Origin of the sequence: Bacteroides sp. AR20 (assembly GCF_964250605.1) — a bacterium.
Lineage (GTDB): Bacteria > Bacteroidota > Bacteroidia > Bacteroidales > Bacteroidaceae > Bacteroides > Bacteroides uniformis.
In genome coordinates, this window is sequence record NZ_CAXUGK010000028.1 from 13,327 (window position 1) to 36,454 (window position 23,128).

Annotated in this window: 14 protein-coding genes; 11 read left to right on the plus strand and 3 right to left on the minus strand. The window is 44.8% G+C overall.

The features are described 5' to 3' along the window. Positions 1–2 precede the first annotated feature (2 nt). On the minus strand, positions 3–1,007 hold the full coding sequence (locus ACESTD_RS14100; RefSeq protein WP_008663890.1) for a LacI family DNA-binding transcriptional regulator: 1,005 nt from the start codon (positions 1,005–1,007) through the stop codon (positions 3–5). 215 nt (positions 1,008–1,222) lie between these two features. Between ACESTD_RS14100 and ACESTD_RS14105 the strand changes: the two genes are divergently transcribed. The 5 genes from ACESTD_RS14105 to ACESTD_RS14125 all read left to right on the plus strand — a co-directional run bounded on the left by ACESTD_RS14105 (position 1,223) and on the right by ACESTD_RS14125 (position 11,713). Then, positions 1,223–2,398, plus strand: coding sequence for a glycosyl hydrolase 53 family protein (locus ACESTD_RS14105; RefSeq protein WP_272195821.1), 1,176 nt, complete (start codon positions 1,223–1,225; stop codon positions 2,396–2,398). 28 nt (positions 2,399–2,426) lie between these two features. Continuing rightward, the gene (locus ACESTD_RS14110; RefSeq protein WP_373158953.1) at positions 2,427–4,904 is read left to right on the plus strand and encodes a glycoside hydrolase family 2 TIM barrel-domain containing protein; all 2,478 of its coding nucleotides are present in this window, start codon (positions 2,427–2,429) and stop codon (positions 4,902–4,904) included. Positions 4,905–5,635: 731 nt separating this feature from the next. After that, positions 5,636–8,602, plus strand: a complete 2,967-nt coding sequence (locus ACESTD_RS14115) for a TonB-dependent receptor (RefSeq protein ID WP_005835749.1) — start codon at positions 5,636–5,638, stop codon at positions 8,600–8,602. A gap of 4 nt (positions 8,603–8,606) precedes the next feature. Beyond that, positions 8,607–10,253, plus strand: a complete 1,647-nt coding sequence (locus ACESTD_RS14120; RefSeq protein ID WP_005835751.1) for a RagB/SusD family nutrient uptake outer membrane protein — start codon at positions 8,607–8,609, stop codon at positions 10,251–10,253. 26 nt (positions 10,254–10,279) lie between these two features. Continuing rightward, entirely contained in the window at positions 10,280–11,713 is a 1,434-nt protein-coding gene (locus ACESTD_RS14125) for a SusF/SusE family outer membrane protein (RefSeq protein ID WP_005835752.1), read from the plus strand. 721 nt (positions 11,714–12,434) lie between these two features. Here ACESTD_RS14125 and ACESTD_RS14130 read toward each other — a convergent pair. Then, positions 12,435–13,586 carry an ISAs1 family transposase gene (locus tag ACESTD_RS14130; protein ID WP_005835756.1) on the minus strand — a complete coding sequence of 384 codons (1,152 nt, stop codon included), beginning with the start codon at positions 13,584–13,586 and terminating at the stop codon, positions 12,435–12,437. A gap of 298 nt (positions 13,587–13,884) precedes the next feature. On the opposite strand from ACESTD_RS14130, the gene ACESTD_RS14135 reads away from it, so the two are divergent. The 3 genes from ACESTD_RS14135 (at position 13,885) to ACESTD_RS14145 (ending at position 20,336) form a co-directional block, all read left to right on the plus strand. Beyond that, entirely contained in the window at positions 13,885–14,961 is a 1,077-nt protein-coding gene (locus tag ACESTD_RS14135) for an IS110 family transposase (RefSeq protein ID WP_005835758.1), read from the plus strand. Positions 14,962–15,824: 863 nt separating this feature from the next. Beyond that, positions 15,825–17,585 (plus strand): AAA family ATPase, encoded by a 1,761-nt coding sequence (locus ACESTD_RS14140; RefSeq protein ID WP_055288572.1) that lies wholly within the window; start codon positions 15,825–15,827, stop codon positions 17,583–17,585. 171 nt (positions 17,586–17,756) lie between these two features. Next, positions 17,757–20,336 (plus strand): alpha-amylase family glycosyl hydrolase, encoded by a 2,580-nt coding sequence (locus ACESTD_RS14145; protein ID WP_057097616.1) that lies wholly within the window; start codon positions 17,757–17,759, stop codon positions 20,334–20,336. Positions 20,337–20,348: 12 nt separating this feature from the next. Here the strand turns inward: ACESTD_RS14145 and ACESTD_RS14150 are convergent, their stop codons facing one another. Beyond that, the gene (locus ACESTD_RS14150; RefSeq protein ID WP_195325788.1) at positions 20,349–21,332 is read right to left on the minus strand and encodes a GNAT family N-acetyltransferase; all 984 of its coding nucleotides are present in this window, start codon (positions 21,330–21,332) and stop codon (positions 20,349–20,351) included. Between the two features lie 93 nt (positions 21,333–21,425). Between ACESTD_RS14150 and ACESTD_RS14155 the strand changes: the two genes are divergently transcribed. The 3 genes from ACESTD_RS14155 to ACESTD_RS14165 are packed head-to-tail and all read left to right on the plus strand — an operon-like array spanning position 21,426 to position 23,102. Further along, positions 21,426–21,962, plus strand: coding sequence for a nitroreductase family protein (locus ACESTD_RS14155; RefSeq protein ID WP_005826354.1), 537 nt, complete (start codon positions 21,426–21,428; stop codon positions 21,960–21,962). 2 nt (positions 21,963–21,964) lie between these two features. Beyond that, complete coding sequence (locus ACESTD_RS14160) at positions 21,965–22,300, plus strand: hypothetical protein (RefSeq protein WP_022401668.1); 336 nt, start codon at positions 21,965–21,967, stop codon at positions 22,298–22,300. Positions 22,301–22,304: 4 nt separating this feature from the next. After that, positions 22,305–23,102, plus strand: a complete 798-nt coding sequence (locus ACESTD_RS14165; protein WP_119992976.1) for a Rossmann-like and DUF2520 domain-containing protein — start codon at positions 22,305–22,307, stop codon at positions 23,100–23,102. Positions 23,103–23,128: the final 26 nt, after the last annotated feature.

Here is a 23,128-nt window from a genome sequence, read left to right on the forward strand (position 1 = left end):
TATTATTTCGTAGTTCCTCTTATCACCAGATTGGTACGTACTATCTTGTTGTTGCTTTTCTCTTCTCTCTCCAGCTTTCCGGTCAGAATGCTGAAAGCGCTTTTACCTACTTCCTCGCCATGCTGCTCCACGGTAGTCAGCTTTGGGTCGGTGCTTTGGGCAATGGCTCCGTCGGTGAATCCGCAGATGGATACTTCATCGGGAACTTTTACGCCGACCAGTTTGCAGGCATACAGTATGCCCGAAGCTGTCTCGTCGTTGATGGCAAAGAAACCGTCAGGGCGGTTTTCGCTTTCCAGCAGGTCGGGAGTGATGGAGATGGCGCGTTCACGGGTGTCGCACAACAGAATCATGCTGTCGTCCACCGGAATTTTGTACTTCTTCATGGCATCCAGGTAGCCGTTCCGGCGATTCTTGGTAATCTCCAGGTGGGGAGCCGCACCATAGAAAAGGATACGCTTGCATCCGGTCTGTATCATGTATTCCACGGCTGCAAAGGAGCCGGCATAGTCGTCCACCACCACTCGCTCGGTTTTCAGCCCCGTACATATACGGTCGTAAAAGACGATGGGAATATCGTTGTTCAGCAGCTCCTGGTAATGGTCGTATTGGGAAGTATCTTTGGCAAGTGAAGCGATAACTCCGCAGACACGGGCGGCAAGGAACGAATGTACAATTTTCACTTCCTGCTCGTACGATTCGCTGCTCTGCGCCACTATGATGTTATAACCGGCATCTGCCGCCGCTTTCTCAATTCCGCTCAATACGCAGGAAAAGAAGTGGTGTACCAGTTGGGGAACAATGACGCCGATGGTATTGCTGCGGCTTGCGCGGAGGTTTACAGCCAGTACATTGGGCTTGTAGTTATGTTCGCGCGCATAGGCATGTACAAGGTCACGAGTTTCCTTGCTGATGTCCGGATTGTCTTTCAGCGCTCTTGACACGGTGGAAGGGGAGACATTCAGCGCCCGGGCAATATCCTTGATGGTAATCTGCGGTTTATTCATGGTATAGTTTTGAGGACAAAGATAAGGTAAACTTCCCTAATCCGATTGCAAAAATAACGTAATATGGTAAATTGTGCTTATTCGTTGAGGTTTATCGGGTTGTAAGTTTGTGCAAACGATTGCGGACACCCGTATTTTGACAAATTAAGGTGATATGTAGTTCTATATTTCCTAAATGCTTATATTTGCAGTACGCAATTAATGATGATAACGCCATGAAACACATGAAGTTTTTGACTTTCTTTTTTTGTATTGCCTTTGCCGTATTTGCATGTAGCAGCAATAATGAGACAGACCCCAACGCCGGTGGAATTCCCGATAAGGAGGAACCTCTGGCTACGGACTTTGCTAAAGGTGCCGACATCAGTTGGGTAACGGAGATGGAACATAAGGGTATGAAATTCTACAATGCTTCCGGTGTGGAGACCGATTGTTTCCAGCTGATGAAGGATTTGGGCTTGAATGCGGTTCGACTCAGAGTATGGGTCGACCCCAAAGAACACGATAACTGGTGCGATACGGCCGATTTGGTGACGAAAGCCAAGCGTGCCGCAGAGCTGGGTATGGATGTAATGGTAGACTTCCATTACAGTGACTGGTGGGCCGACCCTGGACAGCAGCATAAGCCTGCTGCATGGAAAGGACTGAACTTGGTCGACTTGAAGAAAGCCATCGCCGACCATACTGCCGATGTACTTAATGCGCTGAAAGCGGCAGGAGTTACTCCCAAGTGGGTTCAGGTAGGTAATGAAATCCGTCCGGGGATGCTTTGGGATGAAGATGCTGCATTGAGTGGTGCGTCCTATGATGTGAGGGAATGTGATGTAAAGGGTTCCAACAGCACTTCCGAGAAAGTGAAATACCGTGAGAACTTTGCCAACCTGGCTGCTTTTATCAATGTAGGATACGATGCGGTAAAGTCCGTCTTCGACGATGCCATTGTCATCGTCCATCTGGACAATGGATATGACAACGAATTGTATACCTGGTTCTTTAATGAACTGAAAGCCAATGGCGGTAAGTGGGATATGATAGGCATGTCGCTCTATCCTTACTGGACGATGCTCGAGCACAAGGAATATACAGCTGATAGAACTATCACCGAGTGTATTGCCAATATTAATAGTGTAGCCCGGAAATACAACTGTGACGTGATGGTGGTGGAAACCGGCATGGAGTGTGCTGACGACAAAGGGAATCTGGCAAGTGCTTCCGTGCTGGCAGAAGGGAAACGCCAACTGGCACGTATCCTGAAAGAGTGCAAGGAGAATACCGGTGGACGCTGCAAGGGCGTGTTCTACTGGGAACCGGAATGCAGGCCGAACCAATATCGGCTGGGGGCATTCACTGAAGACGGCCGCCCCACTGTGATAATGGATGCTTTTAAATAATTATATTAACAAAATCTTTTAAAGAAGAATGAGAAAGACAATACTTATCTTTTCCTGCTGCGCCTTTTTTGCCTTGGCGGCAATGGCGCAGCGTACAGAAGCATTGTTGGAAAAGAACTGGAAGTTCACCAAGGGAGATGTTCCCGAAGCAACACAAACAAATTTCGACGACAGTAAGTGGGAAACAGTGACCATTCCTCATGATTGGGCCATCTTTGGTCCGTTCGACCGCAACAACGATTTGCAGGAGGTAGCGGTTACGCAAGACCTTGAAAAACAAGCTTCCGTAAAGACCGGGCGTACCGGAGGGTTGCCTTATGTGGGTGTCGGTTGGTATCGTACGGCTTTTGATGCTTCTGCAGACAAACAGGTCACTCTGGTTTTCGATGGTGCTATGAGTGAGGCTCGGGTCTATGTCAATGGGAAAGAAGCTTGTTTCTGGCCTTTCGGATATAACTCTTTTCATTGCGATGTTACCGGTTTGCTGAATGCCGACGGTAAAAACAATGTGCTGGCTGTCCGTCTGGAAAACAGACCCCAGTCCTCCCGTTGGTATCCGGGGGCGGGATTGTATCGCAATGTCCGCCTGGTTACTACGGAACGTGTCCATGTTCCGGTTTGGGGTACACAGCTCACCACACCGCATGTTTCTGCTGAATACGCTTCCGTGCGTCTGCGTACTACAATACGGAATGCCGGTGATGCGGATGTTCGTATTTCTACTGATATTATTGCGCCGGACGGTAAGATAGTAGCCCGTAAGGATAATAGCCGGAAAATTAATCACGGACAGCCATTTGAGCAGAATTTTCTGATAAATGCTCCGTCTCTGTGGTCTCCTGAGACACCTTATTTATATAAGGCAGTATCTAAGATTTATGTAGATGGCAAACAGACTGACGAATATACCACGCGTTTTGGTATCCGCAGCATTGAGATTATAGCTGATAAGGGATTCTTCCTGAATGGTAAGCACCGTAAATTCCAGGGGGTATGCAATCACCACGATTTGGGCCCGTTGGGTGCGGCTGTCAATGTGGCTGCTCTTCGCCGTCAGTTGACATTATTGAAGGATATGGGATGTGATGCAGTCCGTACCTCCCACAATATGCCTGCACCCGAATTGGTGGAACTCTGTGACGAGATGGGCTTTATGATGATGTTGGAACCTTTCGATGAATGGGATATTGCCAAATGTGAGAATGGTTATCACCGCTATTTCAACGAATGGGCAGAAAAGGATATGGTAAATATGCTGCATCAGTATCGGAACAATCCTTGTGTGGTAATGTGGAGTATAGGAAATGAGGTTCCTACCCAATGTAGTCCCGAGGGCTACAAAGTGGCTTCTTTCCTGCAGGATATTTGCCATCGCGAAGACCCTACACGCCCCGTTACTTGCGGTATGGACCAGGTAACTTGCGTGCTTGCCAACGGGTTTGCGGCAATGATTGATGTACCCGGTCTTAATTATCGGGCTCACCGTTATGTGGAGTCTTATGAGACTCTTCCACAGAATATTGTGCTTGGTTCGGAGACGGCTTCCACTGTAAGTTCTCGTGGTGTCTATAAATTTCCCGTACAGAAGGGAGCTAGTGTGATGTATGATGACCATCAGTGTTCCGGTTATGATGTGGAGTGTTGTTTCTGGTCGAATCTTCCCGATGAGGATTTTGCTTTGGCTGATGATTATGACTGGACAATCGGACAGTTCGTCTGGACGGGCTTTGATTATTTGGGTGAGCCTTCTCCTTATAGTACGGATTCCTGGCCCAGCCACAGCTCCGTTTTCGGTATCATAGACTTGGCAAGCCTCCCCAAAGACCGTTTCTATCTGTACCGCAGCCTATGGAACAAGCAGGCAAATACCTTGCATGTCCTTCCGCACTGGACGTGGCCGGGCAGGGAAGGGGAGAATACTCCGGTTTTTGTTTACACCAGCTATCCCAGTGCCGAACTGTTCGTCAACGGAAAGAGTTATGGCAAACAACGGAAACTTACTGCTGATGAAAGCCGTGCTTTGGAAGGTCAGGACTCCCTTGCTTTGCAGCGTCGCTATCGCTTGATGTGGATGGATGTTCCTTATGAACCGGGCGAAGTGAAAGTGGTGGCTTATGATGCTTCCGGCAAGCCTGCAGAAGAAAAGGTGATTCGTACCGCTGGCAAGCCCCATCATCTGGAGCTGGTTGCCGACCGCACCCGCTTGTCTGCCGATGGTAAGGACCTGGCATATATCACAGTCCGTGTCGTGGATAAGGACGGTAACCTTTGTCCGGCAGACAGCCGCATGGTAAACTTCTCGGTGAAGGGTGCCGGAAAATATCGCGCTGCTGCCAATGGAGATGCTACCAGCCTCGATTTGTTCCATTTGCCCAAGATGCCGGCTTTCAGCGGTCAGCTGACGGCTATTGTGCAGAGTGGCGAGCAAGCCGGTGAGATTGTGTTTGAGGCAAGGGCTAAAGGATTGAAGTCCGGAAAGCTGGTACTTTATACTTCAGAGAAATAAATAGCACTATTTGCTTCCACTCTACCACACCTGCTCTGTAACCCTTTGTTCATCGGTGTTTGAGGTGCGGTGGAAGCAACAGAAAAAGGTGGAAGCAAATTTTGCTTCCACCTCTGTTTTTAGGGTTGACATGATGTTAACTTGTTGTAATATAATAAGTTAACATCATGTCGGCCATTTTGTTAATATCGTGTTAATGGCATATTAATATTGTGCAGACACGTTATTCATATCCTGAAAGTATGTTGCTTGGTTCATACATGCATGGCATTTCTTCAGTAAAAGCTTTGTGTTTCTTTTGTTTTGTCTTGATGTTGTGTAGTGCTTAACGGCCATCATCCGATCTGTTGACGGCCGTTAGGCGATTTGTTGACGGCCGTTGGCAGATTGCTTTACGGCCGTTAGACGGTGAAAAGTTCTGTGGTTCAGTTGAATAAACATATGCATAGCATGCAGGAATGCCGTATGTGGAGTGTACAGATGCATTGTATGATGGTGCAAAGTAGCCAAAATCAAATGACTTTTTCGTATTGTGCAACTGCATGCAATCGTTTGCATTGTTTGCTCCCCACATTTTACACATTCTTTATACTTTACTAAATTAATAAAGCATATTTTTGTGGCGTCATGCTTTAGGTACTTGAAAGACATTAGAAAGCAAAAGTACGAAATTATTTTTACGAATAATATATATAGGTAATTAATATTGTTAACTTTAATTTATTAAATGCATGAAGCAAGTAAATCCTAGAATCTATCGAACGATTCTTACCCTAGTTTTAGGGCTGTTCTTGTCAGTTGGCGCTTATGCACAGAACATCACCGTGAAAGGTACTGTTACTGATGCGACAGGCGAACCGGTAATCGGTGCAAATGTCTTGGAAAAGGGTACAACTAATGGCGTTATCACCGACATTGATGGTAATTTTCAGTTGCAAACCTCTCGTGGTGCAATACTTCAGGTCTCTTTTGTCGGTTTCTTAACAGCTGAAGTAAAAGCAGCTCCTAATGTGAATGTTATTTTGCAAGAAGACTCCCAGTTACTTAGTGATGTTGTGGTAATTGGTTATGCTACAGGTAGTCAGCGAACTATCTCGGGTGCCGTTCAAAAAGTAGGCCGTGAAGAAATGAATGCAGGTGTAGTGGTTAATCCATTGGCTGCTATCAAGGGCAAAATAGCTGGTGTAAATATTCAAAAAACAGGTGGTGACCCTACAGCTGCCCCCGCTATTCGTGTTCGTGGTACTACTTCTCTGACCGGAGGCAATGACCCTTTGGTTATTATTGACGGTGTGTTTGGCGATTTGAACATGTTGAATGCCATTTCTCCTGCCGATATTGAGAATTTTACAGTATTGAAAGATGCTTCTGAAACAGCTCAGTATGGTTCACGTGGTGCATCAGGAGTAATTGTAGTTACTACTATCAAGGGCAAAAATGGTGTGAAGAGTTTGAGTTACGATGGAAGTTTCGGTATTGAAACTGTTTATAAGAATCTGGATATGTTGAGTGCGAGTCAATATAGAGCTGCTGCTCAAAATTTGGGTATCAGTATCCTGGATAAAGGGTATGATACGAATTTTATAGAAGAAATGCAACAGTCCGGTTATACTCAGAATCATCGTTTGTCTTTCTCAAATGGAAATGAGGATTCCAATTATCGCGCTTCTATTGGCGTTATTGACCAGAAAGGTATTATAAAGAACAATACGATGCGCAATTATACAGCAAAGATTGATGCAATGCAAAATATGTTCAATAATAAATTGAAATTAGAATTCGGCATGTTTGGTTCATTGAAAGAAAACAGATATGTGAATGACTATCAAAAAACATTTTATTCTGCTGCTTCTTATAACCCCACTTTCCCGAATGTGAAGAATCCTGAGACGGGAATGTGGGATGAAAATGCCAATGCTAATGAGGTGCATAATCCGCTAGGTCGTTTGGATATTGATGACCGCGAAACGAATGCATTTATTAATGCGAATGCACGCATTACTTATAGCATTACAGATGATTTGAAATTGAGTGCATTTGGTTCTTATACATACAATGTAAAGGAGAACAAGAAGTACATCCCTACTTCTATTAAAGCAGGGTTGAGTAATCGTGGTGAAGCTTATCGTGGTGACAATAAGTCGCAATCTATGTTGGCGAATATGATGTTGACCTATAAGAAGGCTTTTGGCAAGCATTACATCAATGCTTTAGCTTTGGCTGAAGTTCAAAGGGTAACTAACACAGGTTTTGGAGCTACAGTGAATGGATTTAGTTCTGATGATTTTTTATATAACAATTTGCAAGCAGGTGCAGTGTTAAAATGGGGTAATAACACTTCTTATTATAATAATCCGAGTTTGGCATCTTTCATGGGACGTGTTAATTATTCATATGCCGATAAATACATTGTAACTGTGAACGCCCGTACAGATGGTTCTTCTAAAGTTGGAGCAAACAACAAATGGGCTTTCTTCCCGTCAGCATCTTTGGCTTGGGTGCTTTCTGAAGAAGAATTTATGAAAGATATTGATATTATCAGCAATTTGAAGATTAGAGCTGGTTATGGTCTTGCTGGTAATCAGGATGCTATCAGTTCCTATATGTCTTTGCCTTTGATGAGTCCGAATGGTACAACTACAGTAAATGGCCTTCCTGTAGTAACTATGGGGGTGACCCGCAATTATAATCCGGATTTGAAATGGGAAGTTAAGAAAACTTTTGATGTTGGTTTTGACTTGGGAATGTTTGACGAACGTTTGACTTTGGGTTTTGATTATTATAATTCAAAGACAACCGACCTGCTTTACAATTATGATGTGAAGGTTCCTCCTTTTACCTATCCTACTTTGCTTGCCAATATGGGAGCTATGCGTAACACGGGTATTGAAATATCATTGGGTGGAACTCCTCTGAAAACCAAAGATATGGAGTTGAATATCAACGCTAACATAGCTTTCCAACAGAATAAGTTGCTCTCGTTGAATGGCACATATATGGGTGAAGCTATGACCGCCAAAGAATATATGAATTTGGGTGGCATGAATGGTGCTGGCTTCATTGGTGGCTACAATCAGATTATCTATCAGATGGTGGGGCAGCCGGTGGGTGTATTCTATTTACCTAAATGCGACGGTTTGGTCGATAATGGATTTGGTGACTATACTTACCACATCCAAGACATTGATGGTGTTGAAGGGGTTGACCTTGCAGATGGAAAAGATCGCTATATAGCAGGTCAGGCTATGCCTAAAGCTTTATTGGGTGCTAATGTTAGCTTCCGTTATAAACAATTTGATATTCAGGTGCAAATGAATGGTGCGTTCGGGCACAAAATATATAACGGTACCTCTTTATCCTACATGAATATGAATCAGTTCCCCACATACAACGTAATGCAAGGAGCTCCAGAGAAGAATATTAAAGACCAGACAGTGACAGACTATTGGTTGGAGAAAGGTGACTATTTGCATTTTGATTATGTGACATTGGGCTGGAATCTTAATACAAAGAACATGAAAGCTATCAAGTCCTTGCGTGTCACGTTCTCTGTAAATAATTTGGCTACAATTACCGGCTACTCAGGGCTTTCTCCTTTGATTAACAGTACTACCGTAGGTGGTGATTTGGGTGTTGATGACAAACGTTTCTATCCGTTGTCTCGTACTTACTCTTTAGGACTTAGTGTTAACTTTTAATTAGATGTATATTATGAAAAAAAATATATTATATAGCTTGTTGATTTCAACAGTGGCAACTGTCGGTTTGTCTTCTTGCGATGCTTTTTTGGAAGAGAATCCGAAAGATCAGATTACGGAGGAACAGGCATATCAAAATTCTACGCTACTCTATTTAAATACAGTAGCTTCGCTCTATACCCAAGTAGGTGCTAATGGTGGTGGATCGGGTTTACAAGGTACTGACCGTGGTCTTTATGACTTGAATACTTTTACTACCGATGAGGCTGTTCTCCCTACACGTGGTGGTGACTGGTATGATGGAGGGTTGTGGCAGGATGTATTCCTTCATAAATGGGGAACGAAGAACGACTTGGTAAAAGGTTCATGGGATTATCTTTATAGGGTAATTGCTCAAGCCAATAAATCATTGGATAAGTTGAATGAAATTTTGGCGAAAGACCCCGAAAATACATCTGTGCCCAAGTATATATCCGAGGTTCGCGCATTCCGTGCTTTGTATTACTATTATCTGTTGGATATGTTTGCTCGTGTGCCGTTGGTTACCTCTTCTACTACGGCAATGGCTGATGTCGAACAGTCTGAACGTTCCGTTGTATTCACATTTGTGAAAACAGAACTTGAGGAATCTGTAGCTGATTTGAGTGATGCTCATAGCAACTTGCCGGGTGAGTATTACGGTAGAATAACGAAACCGGTTGCTTACTTTCTATTGGCAAAATTGGCTTTGAATGCCGAAATTTATACAGACGATAATTGGACTGACGGTTCAAAGCCCGATGGGAAAACTATCAAGTTTACTGTGGATGGAGCAGAAAAAAATGCTTGGGAAGCTACAATTGCTTATGGTACTAAGATTAAAGAGTTGGGCTATCAGTTGGCCGATAACTTTGCTTCCAACTTCTCTACGAAAAATGAAACTTCAGTAGAGAACATTCTTACTATTCCCATGGATCCTAATTTGTATAAAAATGAGTTCTATAACTTGATCCGTTCCCGTCATTATAATCATGGTAATGCTTATGGACAGGGGGGATGGAATGGCTCTTCGGCTACCAAAGAAGCTCTCGATGCTTTTGGATATGGAACAAATGCAGTAGACCCACGTTTTGATGTTACCTATTATGCCGGTAAAGTAGAAGGACCGAAAGGTATTATTAAATTGGATGATGGAACAGATTTGGAGTATCTTCCTGCTGAAATTTCATTGGATATGTCTGGTAAGGCTTCTGAAAAAACTGCCGGTGCACGCATGAAAAAATACGAACTGGATGCAGCTGCAACCAATGATGGTAAATTGCAAACGAATGACATCGTTTTGTTCCGTTATGCTGATGTATTATTGATGATAAGTGAGGCAAAGGTAAGAAATGGCGAAAGTGGAAATGTTGAACTGAATGAAGTTCGTGCTCGCGCTGGAGCAAGTACAGATGTAGTAGCTAACCTTGAAACATTGTTGGCAGAGCGTCTGAGGGAATTTGCTTGGGAAGGTTTGCGCCGCCAAGATTTGGTACGCTTTGGTAAGTTTACACGTGCCTACACTGACAGACCTCAACTACAGGGTGAAGCTAACGGATATACTACCGTGTTTCCTATCCATGAAGATGTTTTAAGTCTGAATACTAAGTTGACTCAGAATTACGGTTACTAATGTTTAATGATTTAATACTTGATAAAATGAAAAAAGTATTTGAATATATAGCAACACTCTTATTGCTACTGGCAGTAGGGACAAGTTGTGAAGAAGGAAATGATAACTGGAAGGTGATTACGGCTGTTCCGACAGGATTGTATATTACGGGTGATGCTACAATTTATAGTGCGGCTGCCACTTCCTCTCAATTGACAACTCCAGCGTTTGACAATGCTCCGGAAGGAACTAATATTGTAGGAATCTATACATGGCTCAAATCATCAGGGAGTTTCACTATGTTGGAGGTGGATTCTGAAGGCAATGAAATCAATTATGGCAGTGGAGAATCTGTTGCTACGACTCCGGCTCCGACTTATAGATTGACCGTAGGTGGTAGCCCGTTCACGGTTGCGAAAGACGGATTATATTATGTAGCTTTTAATAAGGCTGATAATCAGCTTACGGTTATCCCTACTGATTTTGGTATTATTGGTGATGCAACTCCTCAGCAGTGGAATGATGAAACTGCTATGGCGGGTGCTTTGAATGAAGCTCAGGCTACTGTGGAGTATACTATAAAAGATGTAACACTGGATAAGAAAGAAATGAAGTTCCGTTACTTGCATAATTGGGGCGTGGATATTCCTTATCAAGGGGCAACAGTGAAGATGCACTCAAATATGGGAGCCGTCGCAAAAGGTGCTATTTCCGAGGCATTCAGTGAATGTAAAGGTGGAGGGGATAACTTTACTGTAGGTAAAGCTGGCATTTATGATGTTACATTGAAACTGGATTTACGCACCGGTGTTTTTTCTGCTCAGGCTATTTGTACGGCAGAAGACACTTCAAGTGCTACGTTACCCGAAAAGATGTTTGTTGTTGGTGCACCATGGGATTGGAAGTGGGAAAATGCACCGGAAATGATACCGGTACATAGTCACGATGGTATGTTCTGGGGAATCTATTATATTGAAGCAGGTCAAGGCGTTAAGTTCAATAATGAAATGAGCTGGGATACTGGTGACAACTTTGGAGCTGAAAACGAAGAACCCAAAGGGTATGGCGAATATCCGGCAGGTGGAGCTAATTTGGTAATCAGTACATCAGGTTATTATCAGATAGTAGTGATATGTACACTTTCTGCGGATAAGAAGAGCATAAACAGAAAGATTGTTCTTTCTGAACCGGAGCCTTACTTGATTGGTGATGCAGCAGCTGGTGGATGGGATGCTCAGTTGGCAGATGTTGATAAATTCAAATTGAATGCAGAAGGTGAGTATGTGTCTCCGGTATGCAAAGAAGGGAATTTGCGTATGTGTGTAAAATTGGAGAACTGCGATTGGTGGCAAACTGAATTTAATGTTTTTGATGGCAAGATTCTATTCCGCGGTAAAGGCAATGATCAGGATGCCGTTAAGGTAGCTGCCGGACAAACAGTGAAGTTAAACTTCAAGGACAATACCGGGAGTATTCAGTAAGAACAATGTGCTGAAAGAATATAAAGTATTATAATGAAAAGGGCTGCAGGTGAAGTGCGCCCCAAAAGTTGGACAGGTTAAACATTAACCGGTTATAGAAAGAGTTCGGTATTGTACCGGACTCTTTCCATTTAACCGGGACTTTATTCTTTTATAAGTATGTTCTTTTATTTCTTTTATATTATCGGTATCTGTCATTAGCTTCGCTCAAAACCTCTTCTGATTATTTCATCAAGGTATAGTCAGAGCGTAGCGAAGAATCTACTTTCTTTATGAATACGCAGAGAAGAGATTCTTCGCTACGCTGAATACGGATAGTATAAGCTAATTATGGCGACATACTTGGTTTATAATCAGTACTTATAAGAAAACTTGAGAGATAATTGCATTGTTTGTGATGCAGTATTTGCTCAAGATTCAGCTCAGCCCCGACAAAAAGTTGAGCGCACTTTTACCCTCATGCCCTCATAATGTGCTGCATCCCTTTGTCCATCGGGCATACAGCTATGAGGGTAACCATGAGGGCAGCATGAGGGTAAGGCGTTACTCTCATAGCGTATCGTCCGCTCGCTTCGTGGCATCCGGGAAAAACAATGGCAAGAAAGATGTATACCCCTTTGCTTTCTATGCTGAATCACAGAGGTTTGTCGTGTTGAAGCACCTTGTCTGTCAACGGCTCACTATGGTGGGCTTTCTTGTTCATATGGGCAGGGCTGACGCATTAAAAATATTTCATTGATAAAAGTTCACAAAGAAGTTCATCATCCCATCCAGCAGCCTTTCTTTTTCCTTTCACGCTTCCCTTTCTTTCATTTTTCTTAATGACCATCAGTGCTATTTTATTCATAAGTGAAACATTCTGTGCCGCATTGCCCGTTTTTCTGCCTGCGTCTTCATTAAAGGAGACATCCAATTGCCAATGTAGATTGTTCTCAATAGCCCAATGTGCCCGTATGGCTTCTGCTATTCTTTGAGGCTCAAGTCCCAATGAAGTGATATAGAACCTATGGTTTACAGTCGTCTCGCCTGTCGTCCTGATGGTTCTTTGCGAGGAGATTCTCACAACTGCCTTCAATCCCTTCCAATCCTTTAACATCCCGGTTAACGCCTGGCAACTGTACACAAGACACTCACGGCGTTCGTGTCTGCCATGAGCCTCTTCCTCCGTTATGTATTTGCCGTATCTGGTGGCATAATAAGCCTTGTTGACATCTATATTCTTCTTGTCCAAATCATCGAACCATCCTTTGACTGTATTATAAAGATTCCGATGGTTTTCTTTAAGAGCCAGGACATAATCCGCCCCACACTCTATTATCTTTTTGGCAATATCCGTTTGACAGCCCATTGCATCAATGGTTACAAGGCATCCGGTTAAGTCCAATGCTTCCAGCAACAAGGGGATAGCCACAATCTCGTTATGTTTCTCATTGACTTTCAGTTGTCCAAGGCTGATTCCATTAGCTGTAGCCCAGGCACTGACCATATGGAGCTTAAATCCGGGATTCCCGGCGGGGTGGGAAGAGGTACACTTGCTGGCACCACGGATGGTCTTGCCGTCAATGGCCACGACACCCTCATATTTCTCACAAATCTCAAACATCCAGTGCCGGAAAATACGTTCGAAATACTCAGGGTTCAGAGCGCTGAAAAAGCGGTTGAAGGTATCATGGCTGGGGATGGATTCCAATCCGGGAAGACGCTCGCGGAAAAAGTCAATCTTGGCATTGCCGAAATCCTCTATCTCATACCAGGACTCCGCGCCACATATGACAGCAGCCATGGCGATATAAACGATGGCATCGGCAGAATGTACACGTTTTCTGTCAATACGAGGGTCATTGATTTGTTTACAGATACTAAATATTGCCATTGTTCTTGTCAACTTATGTTTCTTAATTGCTTATAAAGATAAGGATTTTAGATGATGTATGAAAGCGTTTTGTCTATTAGTTATCAAGCATATAAAGTATGCTTTTAATAGAATTATAATAGTTACTATGTTTGTAAATGCTGAAAATATTCGCTTGTCGGGACGGGTGGTCCCGCCCCTTGCCGCTGGGCGCTCCCCGACCAATGAATTTTAGATAAAGTAAAATAGGCGCAATAATTGAATTACTAAATTTGTAATTGACAAGATTCAATATTCAGTAATTAAAACTATTACACCTATGGTGCAAAGAAAAGAATTAAATTTTGAAGGTCAAAATATCTATATAGGTATTGACGTTCATTTGAAGACTTGGCATGTGTCAATCCTCACCGAATCCGGTTGCTTGAAAAAGCACAGCCAGCAGTCTTCCGCCCAAGCGCTCTTTGAACATTTGAAGAAACATTATCCCAACGGTAATTATCTGTCCGCTTATGAGGCCGGTTTCAGTGGCTTCTCCACTTATTATTCATTGTTGGATTTTGGTATAGAATGTCTTCCGGTTCATGCTGCCGATATTCCGACGGGACAATACGAATCCGTGATGAAAACAGATGCCATTGACTCCACCAAAATAGCGAGGGCTTTGAAGTCCGGTCTGCTTCGGGGTATTTACATCCCTAAGAAAGAGGTTCTTGATGACCGTAACGTCATGCGTTTGCGTATAACTTTGAAACGGCAACTTTCCGGTTACAAGTCACGAGTGAAGCACCTGCTTTATAATAACGGAGTTATTTATCCTGAATGTTTTCAAAACTCAAAGTCTCATTGGTCGAAACGCTATCTTAAATGGGTACATGAAGATGTACAACTGTTATCAGAAAGTCGAAATTCACTGGATCTGTTGTTGAGACAAGTGGAGTTGTTTCGTAAGAGTCTCCTTGAGATTACCCGTCTGGTACGTACGTTATCCCGTAACGGGCGTTATGGGGAAGCATACGAGAACATCGTCTCCATTCCCGGTATTGGTATGATTACAGGCATGTGCCTTTTGACAGAGATAGGTGACATTCACCGCTTCCGTAATGAAAGACAATTCGCCTCCTATCTGGGACTGGTACCTACAAGCCATAGCAGCGGTGAAAAGACAAGTCACGGCGAGATGACGTTCAGAGGAAATAAGCGGCTTGGCCCTTTACTGGTGGAGAGCGCCTTGGTAGCCATACGGCAAGACAGGGCATTGGCCGCTGCCTACGGAGAGTATTGCAAGCGTATGTTGCCGCAAGAGGCGATAATCCGCATAACCCGTAAATTGTCAAACAGAATACTGATTATACTCAAAAGTGGAAAAAAGTATGAGCATGACAGATGTTACTGACAGAAAATATAAAAGAGCCCTTCAGGCAAATTTCAACCGGGACGACTCCTGCATAAATTATGATGAACCTTCAAGGTTGCATCTCTAAATAGATTGTTGCGTCCTACCTATTATTCTGAAGAAGTAAATTGTTGGCTGCATACATTGTGGTACAACTTATAGAAGTTTGTCTAATAGGGCTTTTATTTAATTTTAAACGACACAAGGCTTACGGCTTTGGGTTAGTTCATAGGTTGTGGCTTTAGTCGCAATCGGGATGAATATTGTTTCTTTTTGTGAACTCAAAAAACGTAAGTGATTGATTTATAAAGTTAATAACAAATAAAAAGGTATTCAATTATTAGGAATACAACATAGAAAATATTTATGGTAAAAACTATAATGCGTCAGCCCTGTAGGCGTTTTTATCAAAGGAAAACGGTGCTGAAGCATAAGGATGCTTGCCTTGACGATGATGAACGCCAAGGGAGAGCAACCTCGCAACCATATTGAAGTTCCGCAAGTTGATTTGGTTCTGTTGTCATATCCGTGTTTCTTGATTCGTAATCCTTATCGTTTATTCTACAATCGGTCAAGCTAAACCGAGGAAAACCACGGCTCTTTCATTTAAGGGAGTCAGAAGGAGTTATCGGGAGTTAAAGGGAGTTGGAAGCCGGTAGTATCGTTATATATCAACAAGAGTATCGGCCTTTAACTCCCGATAACTCCTTCTAGCTCCCGACAACTCCTCTAAATGAAAGAGCCGTGGAGGAAAACTTGAAAAATCAGCAGCAATGCGCCTCTCTACAAGAACTTTTGCTATCTTTGTGTCGTTGATGCCAAAAGTGGCTGATTGAATAGAAAAAACAACAGGAGGACAGCAGATGGACCCATTGAAATACATAGTACCCGGCAGAAAGAGACTTCCCTACGGCATGATGAACTTCGCGGATATCCGCCAAGACAATTATTATTATGTGGACAAGACCCGCTTCATCCCCATGATAGAGGAGGCGGACCGCTTCTTCTTCTTCATCCGTCCGCGCCGCTTCGGCAAGAGCCTCACGCTGAACTTGCTGAGACAATACTACGACGTGCGCACCCGTGACAAGTTCGAAGCCCTTTTCGGTGACCTGTACATCGGGCAGCATCCCACGCCGAGCCGCAACAGCTATCTGGTGCTCCATCTCAACTTCTCCGGCATCGGCGGCGAGCTGAACGACTACCGCAGAGGGCTGGATGCGCATTGCGGCATTACTTTCGAGAACTTCTGCAAGATATACGCCGACCTCCTTCCGCAAGACACTCTGGAAGGACTGCGCAAGGCGAACGGAGCCGTGGAGCAGCTGGACTTCCTCTGTCAGGCTTGTGAACGTGCCGGACAGGATATGTATCTCTTCATCGACGAGTACGACCACTTCACCAACACCATCCTTTCCAGTCCCGAAAGCCTGCGCCGATATACGGACGAGACGCATGGCGAAGGTTATCTGCGCGCTTTCTTCAACAAGGTGAAAGCAGGAACGGATTCATGCATCAAACGTTGTTTCATCACCGGCGTAAGCCCCGTGACGATGGACGACCTCAGCAGCGGATTCAACATCGGCACCAACTATTCCCTCGCGCCGAAGTTCAACCAGATGATGGGATTCACCGAGGAGGAGGTGCGCGAAATGTTGGCCTATTATTCAGCAAACAGCCCCTTCCACCACAGCGTGGACGAGTTGATGGAGATGATGAAACCGTGGTACGACAACTACTGCTTCGCGCAGGAATGTTACGGTGAAACCACCATGTACAATTCCAATATGGTGCTTTACTTCGTCAAGAACTACATTGACGATGGCAAAGCGCCACGCAACATGATAGAGAGCAATATCCGCATCGACTACGAAAAGCTGCGCATGCTCATCCGCAAGGACAAGGAATTTGCCCATGATGCTTCCGTCATCCAAACCCTCGTAAGCCAGGGCTTCATCACGGGCGAACTGAAAGACAGCTTCCCTGCCGTCAGCATCACCAATCCCGACAACTTCGTCAGTCTGCTCTACTACTTCGGAATGCTCACCATCAGCGGCACGTATAAAGGAAAGACAAGGCTCACCATCCCCAACATGGTGGTGCAGGAACAGCTCTATACCTATCTGCTGAATACTTACGACGAGGCCGACCTGAGCTTCAGCTCTTACGAGAAGAGCGAACTTTCCTCGGCTCTGGCTTACGACGGCGACTGGCAATCCTACTTCGGCTACATTGCCGACTGCCTGCACCGCTATGCCTCGCAGCGCGACAAGCAGAAGGGCGAGTCCTTCGTCCACGGCTTTACCCTTGCCATGACTGCGCAGAACCGTTTCTACCGTCCCGTCTCCGAGCAGGACACGCAGGAAGGTTATGTCGATATTTTCCTCTGCCCGATGCTGGAAATCTACTCCGACATGAAGCACAGCTACATCGTAGAACTGAAATATGCCAAGTATAAGGATTCCGAAACCCGTGTGGAGGAACTTCGCCGGGAAGCCATCGCCCAGGCCGACCGCTATGCCGAGACGGAAACGGTGAAGCGTGGCATCGGCACCACCCGGTTGCATAAGATTGTGGTGGTGTATAAAGGTATGGAAATGCGGGTTTGCGAGGAAATCGGTTGATTGGCTACAAAAGTTTGTCATTCGGCTTTCATAAAACATGGTGGTACGGGAACATTGGCTTGCCATGCAAACGTTTCCGTAAGCTTGCTGTTACTTTTCTCTTGCGTTAATCGGTTTGCCCTTTCTTTTCCGGCTATATTTGTGAAGTGATAACTTTGAACACTTCATATTATGAAAATTATCAATCAACGTAAGATTTCTGTTTTATGGCATTTAATATGCTTCAGTTTAGTGCTGGCATTCGCGGCATGCAGTGACGACAAAGAGGAGTTCCAGGAGTATCTGACTCCTGCTTCCGGTAGTGAATCAATCTTTGAGCAAGGTTTTAGCTTTGGTGAAGCTGCTTCTTCGCAGAGCGTCAGTTTTGAGGCCGGGCAGCAGTGGACAGCCGAGCTGAGTGGCGAGGATACCGGCTGGTGCAACATCAGTCCGGCAAAAGGTACGTCCGGGAAAGCCACGATTATGGTTTCCGTCGGCAAGAATGAGACAGGAAAAGCGCGGACGGCACGATTGAATATTGTGTCCGGTTCGAAGAAGAAAGGAATATCTGTCACTCAGGCTGCCAATGCGATTGTAGTTCCGGATGGTTTGAGTTTTGCACCGGCAGCACCGGATGCCGACCAGCCCCTTGTAATTACTTTTAAGGCGGATGCAAAGTCTGCTCTTTATGGGCATAAAGGAGATGTGTATGTGCATATCGGGGTGGTCAGTGAAGGAACTTGGCTGTTCGTTCCGGCAGAGTGGACGGAAAACAAGGATAAATGCAAGATGACTTTAACCGAAGCCAACGTATGGAGTATTACGTTGAGTCCGAATATCCGGGAATGGTTTGGAAGCGGAAAGACACCGGTGAGCCGGCTTGGAATAGTGATTCGCAGTGCGGACGGCAGCAAGAAAGGGATAGAATCGGATTCCTTTGTTGAGGTGACCGACACAAAATATGAAGGTTTTGTTCCTGGTGAAATTAAAACTGCAGCAGTGCCGGCCGGTATGGTCGAGGGTATCAATGTAGTGGATAATTCTACGGTGACACTGGTACTTTATGACAAAGATGCGAATGGGAATCATAAGGACTTTGCCCATGTAGTGGGCGACTTCAATAACTGGACATTGGGCAATGACGAAAAATCGCAGATGTATCGTGATGATGCTTCCGGATGTTGGTGGATTACGTTGGCGGGGCTGGATGCTGGCAAAGAGTATGCTTTCCAATATTATGTAGGTACGAAGGCGGGTGAAGTGGTTCGCCTGGCTGATGCCTATACGGAAAAGATTCTTGATCCTGATAATGATAAATATATTCCGGCTTCTACCTATAACGAAAGTATGGCTTATCCTGAGGGAGGAGTAGGAATCGTTTCGACCTTCAAGATACAGAAAGACAGTTATAACTGGAAGGTCAATGACTTTAAAATAGCAAATCCTGAGCAATTGGTGATATACGAATTGCATCTACGTGACTTTACCGCCTCCAGCGACATCAATGGTGCAATGGGCAAGCTTTCTTATCTGAAGGCTATGGGAGTCAATGCCATCGAACTGATGCCGGTGCAGGAGTTTGACGGAAACGACAGTTGGGGGTATAATCCTTGCTTCTTTTTTGCGATGGATAAGGCTTATGGCACAAAGGCCATGTATAAGCAGTTTATTGACGCTTGCCATGAGGCGGGTATGGCAGTTATTCTGGATGTGGTCTATAATCACGCTACAGGAAACAATCCGCTGGCTAAACTTTATTGGGATGGTGATAAGACTGCAAAGAATAATCCATATTTCAATGTGGAAGCACCTCATCCTTATAGTGTGTTCCATGACTTCAATCATGAAAGCCCGTTAGTGCGTAAGTTTGTGAAGCGCAATCTGCAATTCTTGTTGAAGGAATATAAGGTGGATGGGTTCCGCTTTGACCTGACGAAAGGATTCACACAGACTTCTTGTACTGAAAGCACGGCATCCAATTACGATGCAAGTCGCATTGCCATCCTAAAGGATTATAATGCTGCCATCAAGGAAGTGAAAGAGGGCTCTTATGTTATCCTGGAGCATTTCTGTGATTCAAAGGAAGAAAATGAACTGGCTGCAGATGGCATGCACTTATGGCGCAACCTGAATAATGCCTATTGTCAGTCGGCTATGGGATATGCTGAAAATAGTTCTTTTAGCAGCCTTTATGAGAAAACACCTGCATGGGTAGGTTTTATGGAAAGTCATGATGAAGAACGCGCAGCTTACAAACAGTCGCAATGGGGTGAAGGTATACTGAAAACCGACCTTGATGCTCGCATGAATCAGTTGGCGCTGAACACTACATTCTTCCTTACTGTTCCAGGTCCTAAAATGGTTTGGCAATTTGGAGAGATGGGATATGACATTTCCATTGAGGAGAATGGACGTACGGGCAGGAAACCGTTGCATTGGGAGTATCTGGAGAATACTGACCGCAAGGAGCTGCACGATGTTTATGCGGATTTAATGAAATTGCGTAACGCCCATCCGGAATTGTTCGATTCAAGTGCCATCTTGACATGGAAGGTCGGAGTTTCTGATTGGGACAACGGTCGTTCATTGTTGGTAGAAAGTGTAACGGGCAAGCAGCTGGTTGTTATGGGCAACTTTACGCATAATGCGGTTGATGTAGCTTTCCCGGCAACAGCTGGTAACTGGACCAATTATTTTACCGGAAAGAGTGAAACAATAAATACACAGGTCAATGTACCGGCTCATGGATATGTAGTCTACACTAATTTCTAATTTCGGTAAAAATCATTCATACATCTTTATCAGCACCCGATTCAGCCAGTTCCAACGGAAACGGAACCAGCGTCGGGTGCTGCTTTGTTTTCCCCCGAAGCGGAGAACGAACTCACGGTAGCCATGCCTGCGGAAGGGAAGTCCCACATCCATGAACTCTAAGTGGCGGTATCCGCGTTGTTTGGCATCATCCAGTGCTTTCCATACGGCAAGAATCCCCGGATATTGCAGGGCATAAGTCTTGCGCATGCCACCAGAGAACCATAGATAGGCGCTATCATCTGAATAAATGCATGCGCTGCCACCGATAATCTTCTCCTTATAAGTGACGATGAAGATTTTGCTTTGCTGCCCTTTTGTCAACTGGTTTTCGAGATGCTGAAAGAACTTGATGCTGGGGAAGTGGCGCCGTATCTTGGAAGAATATACGTGGCGCAACATCTGGGCAAAACAGAGAATCTCCTCTTTGGTACGTGCTTCCCGCACTTGGGCGCCGTTTTTGAGCCCTTTCTTTATTTGCCGGATACGTGACGGGCTGAAACGCTCTTCCACCTTTTCGACGCTGTGCAGCGAGTTGCGCACCCGCAGCCAATTGATGGCGATGTATTGGTTGTCCCGGAAAGATTTGTATCCGAACATGGCATTTTCCAGGTTGCGGAACTCGATGAGAAAAGAATCGCGCAATGCTTCATTGGTAAGCCTTTGTAGCATGTCACTGAAGATAGTCTCTTTGTCTGCCTCGTTATTGAAATATTCTCCCGTACCGTACACCTCACATCTTTTGATGATGCCGGGTGGAAACATGCGGACACTTTTACGTATGGCGGCAAGCAGTTTCGCAACGGGCTTGTCATCTTCGGATGCCACAATGAGTATGGGGGTATACCCCGGAGTTGCCTCGTAGATTCGGAACAACTCTGTGGAATGGAAGGTGTTGGTGCCTGGCAGAACAGGAACCTTGCTCCCACGGTAATATGTAGTGAGTTTCAAAGGCATGGTCTGCAAATTTAAAAAATAATCTCGTATCTTTGCAAAAATTATTGTTAATGTGTCGATGTGCACATTAGCATATTAGCACATAAAATCATTATGGAAAGTTTCAGTGAATTGATAAAAGCACGCCGCAGCATGCGGAAGTTTACAGAAGAAGAATTGACACAAGAACAAGTCGTTACTTTGATGAAAGCAGCCCTGATGGCACCCACGTCGAAACGCAGCAATGCATGGCAGTTCATAGTGGTGGACGAGAAGGATAAATTGAAGGAATTGTCCTATTGCAAGGAGCAGGCATCGCAGTTTATTGCCGATGCGGCACTGGCAGTAGTGGTTGTTGCCGACCCGCTGGCAAGCGACGTGTGGATAGAAGATGCTTCCATTGCTTCCATCTACCTGCAACTTCAGGCCGAAGATATGGGGCTGGGAAGCTGCTGGGTGCAGGTGCGCGAACGTTTTACGGCTTCCGGTATGCCTTCCGGCGAGTATGTGCACGAGGTGTTGGATATTCCTTTACAGCTGCAGGTGCTTAGTGTTATTGCTATCGGCCATAAGGGGATGGAGCGCAAGCCTTTCAACGAAGACAATCTGCAGTGGGAAAAGATACATATCAATAAGTACGGAGGAAAGTAACAGTGAGTGCAGCAAAAGCAAACAATAACCGTGATACATATAAGGCCACTGCCATCACACTGATTGTATTCGGCATTCTTTACTTGGTGGACAAATTGGTGCATTTTTCTGCAATCGGCTTGCCGTGGGTGATGAATAAGGATAATTTTCTATTGTATACCGCAGTGATTTTTCTGCTGTTCAAGCATGACAAGTCAGTGGGATTGGTATTGATAGGTTTGTGGCTGATATTGAACTTCGGGTTGATAACTGCCTTACTCGGTACGATGTCCGCTTATCTGCTGCCGTTGGCGTTGCTGGTATTAGGGGCTATTCTGTATTGGTTGGCAACAAGATAAGTGTATGGCAGGAAGAAGTATAGAAGATATGTCCATTGCCTTTATCGGTGCCGGAAATCTGGCTACTAATCTGGCAAAGGCTCTTTATCGGAAAGGGTTTCGTATTGTGCAGGTCTACAGCCGTACAAAAGAATCGGCGCAGGAATTGGCACAGACGGTGGAAGCTGCATATACCACGGAGCTGCAGGCGGTTACGAAGGAGGCGCAGCTTTATATCGTTTCGCTGAAGGACGCGGCTTTTGTAGAATTATTACCCCAGATTGTTTCTGGAAAGGAGAATGCTTTATGGGTGCATACAGCCGGCAGTATTCCTATGAATATTTGGCAGGGGCATGTAGTGCGTTATGGAGTGCTTTATCCGATGCAGACTTTCAGTAAGCAGCGTGAAGTGGATTTTGGACAGATACCGTGTTTTGTGGAAAGCAACTCGGAAGAGGATGTGCAGCTTCTGAAGGACATTGCTTCCGCCCTATCGGAAAAAGTGTATGAAGCAAGTTCTGAGCAGCGCAAAAGTTTGCATCTGGCGGCTGTGTTTACGTGCAATTTTACCAATCACATGTATGTGTTGGCTGCTGAACTGCTGAAAAAGTACGGGTTGCCGTTCGAGGCAATGCTCCCCTTGATAGACGAGACGGCCCGCAAGGTGCATGAGCTGGAACCGCTTGCCGCACAGACAGGACCGGCTGTGCGCTATGATGAGAATGTCATTGACGAGCATCTGCGGATGCTTGCCGATGAGCCGCAAATGCTGGAACTATATCGGGAGATTAGCGAGAATATACATCGGTTGGCAATAAGATAACCGGATGCCGATGCTTGCCTCTTTTG

Bases quoted from the DNA above. Each gene is read 5' to 3' on its own strand.
- ACESTD_RS14100 (WP_008663890.1), bottom strand. From the start codon at position 1,007: ATGAATAAACCGCAGATTACCATCAAGGATATTGCCCGGGCGCTGAAT.
- ACESTD_RS14105 (WP_272195821.1), top strand. From the start codon at position 1,223: ATGAAACACATGAAGTTTTTGACTTTCTTTTTTTGTATTGCCTTTGCC.
- ACESTD_RS14110 (WP_373158953.1), top strand. From the start codon at position 2,427: ATGAGAAAGACAATACTTATCTTTTCCTGCTGCGCCTTTTTTGCCTTG.
- ACESTD_RS14115 (WP_005835749.1), top strand. From the start codon at position 5,636: ATGAAGCAAGTAAATCCTAGAATCTATCGAACGATTCTTACCCTAGTT.
- ACESTD_RS14120 (WP_005835751.1), top strand. From the start codon at position 8,607: ATGTATATTATGAAAAAAAATATATTATATAGCTTGTTGATTTCAACA.
- ACESTD_RS14125 (WP_005835752.1), top strand. From the start codon at position 10,280: ATGAAAAAAGTATTTGAATATATAGCAACACTCTTATTGCTACTGGCA.
- ACESTD_RS14130 (WP_005835756.1), bottom strand. From the start codon at position 13,586: ATGGCAATATTTAGTATCTGTAAACAAATCAATGACCCTCGTATTGAC.
- ACESTD_RS14135 (WP_005835758.1), top strand. From the start codon at position 13,885: ATGGTGCAAAGAAAAGAATTAAATTTTGAAGGTCAAAATATCTATATA.
- ACESTD_RS14140 (WP_055288572.1), top strand. From the start codon at position 15,825: ATGGACCCATTGAAATACATAGTACCCGGCAGAAAGAGACTTCCCTAC.
- ACESTD_RS14145 (WP_057097616.1), top strand. From the start codon at position 17,757: ATGAAAATTATCAATCAACGTAAGATTTCTGTTTTATGGCATTTAATA.
- ACESTD_RS14150 (WP_195325788.1), bottom strand. From the start codon at position 21,332: ATGCCTTTGAAACTCACTACATATTACCGTGGGAGCAAGGTTCCTGTT.
- ACESTD_RS14155 (WP_005826354.1), top strand. From the start codon at position 21,426: ATGGAAAGTTTCAGTGAATTGATAAAAGCACGCCGCAGCATGCGGAAG.
- ACESTD_RS14165 (WP_119992976.1), top strand. From the start codon at position 22,305: ATGGCAGGAAGAAGTATAGAAGATATGTCCATTGCCTTTATCGGTGCC.